This is a genomic window from Streptomyces sp. NPDC055099, assembly GCF_053607685.1.
Genome location: NZ_JBSGUA010000050.1, coordinates 1 through 8168, shown reverse-complemented (window position 1 = coordinate 8168; position 8168 = coordinate 1). Strand labels below are relative to the sequence as shown.

The window sequence follows — 8168 nt, the reverse complement described above, 5'->3', positions numbered from 1 at the left end:
CACGGCGCCCGGGCCGCCCCAGCCGCCACCCCCGCCGCGCACCGGGCGGCCCCCCGCCGCCCCCCCCCCCCCCCCCCCCCCCGGGGCGCGCCCCGCACCGTGCAGGTGCGGGGCCCCGACTGCGTGCACTAACCGGCTGCGGGTCACCGCACCTCGCTCAGCACCTCGAGGATCGCCGCCTCGTCGGGCGCGGCCTCGAGCCGCTCCCGGAAGCCGGCGTCCATCAGCTTGCGCGAGAGGAGCGCGAGAATCCGCAGATGCTCGTCGCCCGCGGCGGCCTCCGGCACGGAGATCATGAAGATCAGCTTGGCCTTCGTACCGTCGAGCGCGCCCCACTCGATGCCCTCGGCCGACCGCGCGAACCCGACGACCGGCGAGCTGACCGCGTCGGTCTTGGCGTGCGGGATGGCGATCTCCTCGCCGAGCCCGGTCGTGCCCTGCGCCTCGCGACGCAGCGCGGTCGCCACGAGCTCCTCGACGTCGTCCACCTTGCCGGTGGCGGCGAGGAGTTCCGCCATCTCGCGGATCGCGGAGTCCTTGTCGGCGGAGTCGAGGCGGACCTTCACGGTCTGCTCGGTGAGATAGCCGGAGAGGACCTCGGGCTCCTCGGGGGCGGCTGTCGCCGTGGGGGCGGGCGCAGGCGCCTTCTGCGGGGTGCCCGTCTTCTGCGGGGTGCTCGTCTTCTGCGGGGTGCTCGTCCCGCCTGCGGCGACGGCTCCCGCGCCCACACCGGCGAGCACCGGCTCGGGACCGCCCGGCACGTCGACGACCGGCGCACCGCGCCGCTTGCGCTCGCTGATGTCGACTAGCGTGACCGTCGTCAGGGCGGTGACGACGGCACCGACGGCGACGGCGACAAAGAACATCGGTACGCCGCCGATGGCACCCAGGACCGCCACGATCGGCCCGCCGTGCGGCACGGCGTCCTCGACGCCCGCCTGACCGGCGATCGCACCGGCGACGGCGCCGCCGAGCATGTTCGCGGGGATGACCTGCGCGGGCCGCGCGGCGGCGAAGGGGATCGCTCCCTCCGAGATGCCGAAGAAGCCCATGAACAAGGCGGCGAGCCCGGTCTCCCGTTCCTGCTCGTTGTAGAGCCGCTTGCGGATCAGCGTCGCGAGGCCCTGACCGAGCGGCATGACCGGGATCGCGGCGGCGCACATGCCCATGACGGTCTGGTTGCCGGTCGCGATGAGCCCCGCGCCGAACAGGAACGCCGTCTTGTTGACCGGGCCGCCCATGTCGAACGCGATCATGAGCCCGAGGATCGCGCCCAGCAGGATCGCGCTGGTCCCGGTCATGCCGCTGAGCCAGTCGGTCAGATGCTCGAAGACCCACGAGATCGGCTTGCCGATGACGTAGATGAAGAAGAGACCGAGTGCCGTCGTCGCGACGATGGGGATCACGATGATCGGCATGATCGGCTGGGCGAACTTGGGGACCTTGACCTTCTTGATCCACAGCACCAGATAACCGGCGAGGAAACCGGTCACGATGGCCCCGATGAAGCCCGCGCCCGCCTTGGAGTCGTACAGCTCACCGGTGTTGGCGATCCAGCCGCCGATCATGCCGGGCACGAGCGCGGGCCGGTCGCCGATCGCGTACGCGATATAGCCGGAGAGGATCGGCACCATCAGTGTGAAGCCGATGACACCGATCTGGTTCACGTGCATCCAGAACGAGTCGTCGGGGATGACGAGCCCGCCCTTGGGGTCCGTGTGGCCGCCGAGCGACAACGAGATCGCGATCAGCAGCCCGCCGACCACGACGAACGGAATCATGTACGAGACGCCGTTCATCAGCGCCTTGTACGCGAGGCTCCGCTCCTTGCCACCGCCGCCGGAGGCCCCCGCCTTGGCGGAAGGGCCGTCACCGCCGCCCCCGTCGTGCACGGGCGCGCTCCGCACCTGCTCGATCAACTGCTCAGGGCGGCTGATGCCCTCGGACACGCCGACGGACAGCACGCGCTTGCCCACGAAGCGGGCGCGGTCGACGTCCTTGTCCGCGGCGATGATGATGCCGTCAGCCTCTCTGACATCGTTGTCAGTCAAGACGTTCTCGGCACCGATGGAGCCCTGCGTCTCCACCTTCATGTCGATGCCGAGGCTCTCCGCCGCCTGCGAGAGCTTCTCCGCCGCCATGTAGGTGTGGGCGATACCGGTCGGACAGGCGGTCACGGCGAGCAGCTTGAGCTTCTTCTGCTCGCCACTGCTCCCGCCCGTGGGGGGATCGGCCGGATGGGTCACGTGGATCTCCTAACGCGTTCAAGGCACTTCAGGGCCCTCAACGTCTTCAACGTCTGCAACGCCTTCGTCACACAAGATCGCGCAAATGTTCCCGATCTCAAGGCATCCTGCAACACGCGGGCGCGGGTTCCAAAGCGCAAAGGTCCCGAATGCGCAGGTCTGTCGCCCTGCCCGTGGTCCTGCCCGCGGCCGCCCCCCGGGGTGCGCCCCCGGGCTCGCCCCGGGGAGGCGGGCTGGGGCTCGCTGGGCCAATCGGTGTAGCTTTGTGACCGAGCCAGACGTCGCTGCTGATGGCGGTCGGGCGGTGCCTGTACGGGCGCCGTCCGAGGGAGAGAGGGCCTCCGACGGACTGCGCTGCTGCGCGCCGGCGCTTCTCCGCGCCGTCGTCGCAGGTCAGCCATGTCCACCCACCCTCGACCAACCCCCACGAGGAGCAGCTCACCAATGACGACTCTCATCAACGGCCAGGACTTCAAGGTCGCCGATCTCTCCCTGGCCGAGTTCGGCCGCAAGGAGATCACCCTCGCCGAGCACGAGATGCCCGGCCTGATGTCGATCCGCAAGGAGTTCGCCGCTTCCCAGCCGCTGGCCGGCGCCCGCATCATGGGCTCGCTGCACATGACCGTGCAGACCGCCGTCCTCATCGAGACCCTGGTCGCCCTCGGCGCCGAGGTCCGCTGGGTCTCCTGCAACATCTTCTCCACCCAGGACCACGCGGCCGCGGCCATCGCCGTCGGCCCGAACGGCACCGCGGACGACCCCCAGGGCATCCCCGTCTTCGCCTGGAAGGGCGAGACCCTGGAGGAGTACTGGTGGTGCACGGAGCAGGCGCTGACCTGGCCGAACACCCCCACCGGCGGCCCGAACATGATCCTGGACGACGGCGGCGACGCCACCCTCCTCGTCCACAAGGGCGTCGAGTACGAGAAGGCCGGCAAGGTCCCCTCCGAGGACACCGCCGAGTCGGACGAGCACCGCGTCATCCTGCAGCTCCTCAACCGCACCATCACCGAGGGCTCGCAGAAGTGGACCCAGCTCGCCTCGGAGATCCGCGGCGTGACCGAGGAGACCACGACGGGCGTCCACCGCCTGTACGAGATGCACCGCGACGGCACCCTCCTCTTCCCGGCGATCAACGTGAACGACGCCGTGACGAAGTCGAAGTTCGACAACAAGTACGGCTGCCGCCACTCCCTGATCGACGGCATCAACCGCGCCACGGACGTTCTGATCGGCGGCAAGACCGCCCTCGTCTGCGGTTACGGCGATGTCGGCAAGGGCTGCGCGGAGTCGCTGCGCGGCCAGGGCGCGCGCGTGATCATCACCGAGGTCGACCCCATCTGCGCGCTCCAGGCGGCGATGGACGGCTTCCAGGTCACGACGCTGGACGAGGTCGTCGACCAGGTCGACATCTTCGTCACCACGACCGGCAACAAGGACATCATCATGGCCTCGGACATGGCCAAGATGAAGCACCAGGCGATCGTCGGGAACATCGGCCACTTCGACAACGAGATCGACATGGCCGGCCTCGCGAAGATCCCCGGCATCGTCAAGGACGAGGTCAAGCCGCAGGTCCACACCTGGACGTTCCCCGACGGCAAGGTCCTCATCGTCCTGTCCGAGGGCCGCCTGCTGAACCTGGGCAACGCGACGGGCCACCCGTCCTTCGTGATGTCCAACTCCTTCGCGGACCAGACCCTGGCCCAGATCGAGCTGTTCACCAAGCAGGAGGAATACCCGACCGACGTCTACGTGCTGCCCAAGCACCTGGACGAGAAGGTCGCCCGCCTCCACCTGGACTCGCTCGGCGTCAAGCTCACCACGCTGCGCCCCGAGCAGGCCGCGTACATCGGCGTAGAGGTAGAGGGCCCGTACAAGCCGGACCACTACCGTTACTGAGCAACCCCGTCGGCCCACACCCGGCCCCCGCTCAACCGCAGGCCCTCGCCCTCCCGGCGGGGGCCTGCGCCCGTACCAGCGATAACGCCTCCGCAAGCCACCAAGCCGCCTTTCCCCTGCCACCGGCTCGTGCACGCTTCCCTGAACAGGCACCGCACAGGACGCGGAAACCGGCCAGGGCTCAGCCTCTGCGCCCCGACTGGGCTGGTACGGCCGCCTGTAGCGGCGCCGCGCAGGCCGCCGAGACCAACCAAGGCACAAACCTCTGCTCCCCACCGAGCCGGGTTCGGCCGCCTGAACCGGCACCGCGCAGGCCGCCGAGGCTCCAAGGCCCAGCCTCTGCGTACTGACCGGGCCGTGCACGGCTCCCCAGACCCGCACCGCGCAGGCCGCCGAGACCGCCCTGGAGAAGCACCCCCTAGTACGGGACGGCCAGTCCGCGTTCCTAAAGGTGCGCAGGACAGGTCTGCCAACAGGCGTCCACCGAGACGGCAACGGTCCGGATCAGCAGGCCAGCGTGAAACGGGGCACCGCTCGCGACGAACGCCCGCTCGCGACGAACGCCCGCTCGCGACGAACGCCCGCTCGCGACGAACGCCCGCTCGCGACGAACATCCGCGGCCTCCTGCCCTCGCGCCATTACTCGGGATCGGCCTTGAAACCCCCGTGCCCCTTGCCCTGCCCGCAAGGACCCGCACGCGCACGATGCCCACCGTCAGCCTCCCTCGCGCCGCCCATCAAACAGCCGGCGAAGCTACGCAGGCGCCCAGTACCCGCAGGCCAAGCATCACGACTGACCTACCGTGGAGTTCAGGGCGGGCCGAGAGCCCCTCACGGCCCGCAGTCCACCGACAGCAGCAGCCCACCCGGCCCAGCACTGACGCACAGTTGCCCCGGCTCCGGGACGAGCACCCGCCCCCTACAAGGACCGAGCCCCATGCCCCGCGGCCACTATTCGCTTCACGACCCGCACGACCACACCCCCCTCGGTGAAGAACACTTCCACTGCGCCCCCGGCCCCTCCGGCTGGCGCTACGTCTCCCAGCGGACCGCGCCCTCGGGCGAGCCCACCGGCTCCGTCGACCTCGCCCTGGACGAACTGGGCCGGCCCATCCGCCTCGAACTGCACGCGGGGGACTGGCAGATCCGTGCCGCGGCGATTGACGGCGTCACGTGGGTACGCACCGACCCCACCGGAACCCACGCCACCGAAGACAACGCCCCCGCCCACGCCTTCACCGGCACATCCCCCGCCTTCCTCGTCGCCACCACCCGCCTGCTGCGCCTCACCCCCGGTTTCCCCGCGACCCGCGTCCGCCTCGTCGCCTTCACCGACCCGGTCCTCGCACCCCGCACCCTCGACCAGTCCTGGGCCCTGCTGAAAAGCGAAGCACACGCCACTGACAACGGCCCGCTCATCGTGGACGAATACCAGGTCACAGCCCTGGACACCGGCGAACAGCACGCCATCCACATCGCGGGCGACGTCGTCCTCTCCGCCCCCGGCACGGAGCTCGAAAACCTCGAATCCCCGCCCTCGACGTTCACCTGACCCGCCCGGCCCTACGCGGGTCGGCCCTACGCGGGCGGCACGAACCCGGTGCCGGGAGACGAGGCCTCCGCACCCTCCTGCCGCACGGCCGGCGGCACATCACGCGCCTCCTGCCCGACCGCGGCCCCCGCCGGACCGGCGGCCGGGTACGCCGACTGGGCAGGGGAAGCCGAATGCGCAGGGAAGACCGGGGGAGGAGGCGCCACGTACGCCGCCCCGGCAGCGGACACCGCACCCCCGCTACCCGTGCCACCACCGAACGCCCGCCGAGCGTCCCGCGCCTGCCGCTCCTGCACGACCGCCGCCAGGTACGCCGCCGGCGGCACACCCTGCGGAGCCGGCGCCCCCGTACGTTCCGCGAGATCCCCGGCAAGCCGCTCAGCCATGGTCCAGCCCACCTGCGGATCCAACTGCCCCATGCGCGTCAGGTACTGCCTGATCGCGAGCCACAGCCCCTCAGGCACCCCGGACAGATCGAGCTCGGCGAACCGCCCCGCAAGCCAAGGCGGCGGCGGAGGGATGAAGGGCGCCTGCCCGGTCGGCACCCGCTCCCGTACGACCAGCGTCCCCGCGAACACATCCCCGAGCCGCCGCCCCCGCGCCGACACCAGCGAAGCGATGCAGGCGACGACCCCGAACGTCAGCAGAATCTCGACGACCCCCACCGCACCCCGCACCAACGCGTGCCGGAAACGAATGGGCCCCCCGTCGTCCCGCACCACCCGCAGCCCGCACGCCATCTTCCCCAGCGACCGCCCATGGCTGAGCGTCTCCACCGCGATCGGCCCGCCGACCAGGATCAGCACGAAGCTCGCGACGGCGACCGCCGCGGCCGCCGCATCGTCCAACGAGGACGTTGAGGCCACGATCGCCAAGGTCACCGCCAGGTACACAGCCCAGGCCACCACCAGGTCGATCAGTACGGCGAGCCCACGACTCGGCAGCTTCGCCGGGCGCAGCTCAAGCGCCACCGCCTCGCCCGTCACCAGCTCACTCACGCCAGCCGCCCTTCCCTGCCCTGCCGTCGGAACCGCCAGTCTGCCAAGCTGAGGCAGCATCGCGCCGCAGTACGAGGAGCAGCCACCTGATGGACCTCGACGTCTTCGTCTCCGCCCACCGAGCAGAGTGGGACCGACTCGACGCCCTGCTGCGCCGCCGGCGCCGTCTCGACGGAGCGGAGGCCGATGAACTCGTCGCGCTCTACCAGCGCACCGCCACCCACCTCTCCCTCATCCAGTCCAGCGCCCCGGACCCACAGCTCACCGGCCGCCTGACCCACCTCGTGGCACGCGCGCGTAGTGCGGTGACAGGCACCCGCCGAGCTTCCTGGCGCGACGCCACGCACTTCCTGAGCCACGGTTTCCCGGCAGCGGTCTACCGCTCCCGCCACTGGTGGGTCCCCACCGCGCTGCTCTCGACGGCCCTCGCGGCCGTCATCGGCTGGTGGATCGCCACGCACCCCGAGGTCCAGGCGTCCATCGCGGCCCCCGGACAACTACGCGAGCTCACCCGCCCCGGCGGCGAGTACGAGACGTACTACTCGAGCCACCCGGCAGCATCGTTCGCGGCCCAGGTCTGGACGAACAACGCCCAAGCAGCCGCCATGTGCCTGGTCCTCGGCGCCTTCCTCTGCTTCCCCGTCATCTGGATCCTCTTTCAGAACATGCTGAACCTGGGGGTAGGCATCGGCCTGATGTCCGACGCCGGCCGCCTCGACACCTTCCTCGGCCTGGTCCTCCCGCACGGCCTCCTGGAACTGACCGCGGTCTTCGTTGCCGCCGGTACGGGCCTGCGGCTCGGCTGGACCGTCATCGACCCGGGCCCGCGCTCACGCCGAACAGCCCTCGCCGAAGAGGGAAGAGCCGCCCTCGGCATGGCGGTGGGCCTGGCCCTGGTCCTGTTCATCTCGGGCGCCATCGAAGGCTTCGTCACGCCTTCGGGCCTGCCGACCTGGGCCCGCATCAGCATCGGCATCGCCGCCGAACTGGCCTTCCTCGCCTACGTCTACGTACTGGGCGGCAGGGCGGCACGCGCCGGTGCCACGGGCGACCTGGACCCCGCCGAACGCAGCGCCACGGTCCCCGTCGCGGCCTGATGTGCGTCCGCCCCCGCTGAGCTGCTAGTGTCCTCGACGCCCCAGAAAAACCGTTGACACGGAAGGACTGGGGAGGTAGATTCGAACAGTTGCCTAGAGCTGGACAAGTCCAGCGGCGGCAGTTAATATCTGCCTGCTTCTTGATTCTCATAAGCCAAGAAGCCGCACCCGATAAATCGGAAACTCCAGCCGGTAAGACCGGCCGAAAACTTCTGATAAAGTCGGACTCGCCGGAAAGGGAAACGCGAAAGCCGAAAGGCCGGAGCGGGAACCGGAAGGGCACCGAGGAAATCGGACACGAAAGAGTCTGATAGAGTCGGAAACGCAGGACAGCAAGACAAAATGAAACACCGAAGGGAAGCGCCCGGAGGAA

General features: G+C 69.9%; 5 protein-coding genes. 3 read left to right on the top strand and 2 right to left on the bottom strand.

Features of this window, described 5'->3' with window-relative positions:
• Positions 1–143: 143 nt before the first annotated feature.
• Entirely contained in the window at positions 144–2246 is a 2103-nt protein-coding gene (locus tag ACWFRU_RS42070) for a fructose-specific PTS transporter subunit EIIC (protein ID WP_453694122.1), read from the bottom strand.
• A 444-nt stretch (positions 2247–2690) separates the two neighbouring features.
• Between ACWFRU_RS42070 and ahcY the strand changes: the two genes are divergently transcribed.
• Both ahcY and ACWFRU_RS42060 read left to right on the top strand, forming a co-directional pair.
• Positions 2691–4148, top strand: coding sequence for an adenosylhomocysteinase (gene ahcY / locus ACWFRU_RS42065; protein ID WP_453694120.1), 1458 nt, complete (start codon positions 2691–2693; stop codon positions 4146–4148).
• A 937-nt stretch (positions 4149–5085) separates the two neighbouring features.
• Positions 5086–5700, top strand: a complete 615-nt coding sequence (locus ACWFRU_RS42060; RefSeq protein ID WP_453694118.1) for a hypothetical protein — start codon at positions 5086–5088, stop codon at positions 5698–5700.
• Between the two features lie 26 nt (positions 5701–5726).
• Here the strand turns inward: ACWFRU_RS42060 and ACWFRU_RS42055 are convergent, their stop codons facing one another.
• Positions 5727–6698 (bottom strand): RDD family protein, encoded by a 972-nt coding sequence (locus ACWFRU_RS42055; RefSeq protein ID WP_453694116.1) that lies wholly within the window; start codon positions 6696–6698, stop codon positions 5727–5729.
• Between the two features lie 89 nt (positions 6699–6787).
• Here ACWFRU_RS42055 and ACWFRU_RS42050 point away from each other — a divergent pair, with 89 nt between their 5' ends.
• Positions 6788–7795: a stage II sporulation protein M gene (locus tag ACWFRU_RS42050; RefSeq protein ID WP_453694114.1), complete on the top strand. Its 1008-nt coding sequence runs from the start codon at positions 6788–6790 to the stop codon at positions 7793–7795.
• Positions 7796–8168: the final 373 nt, after the last annotated feature.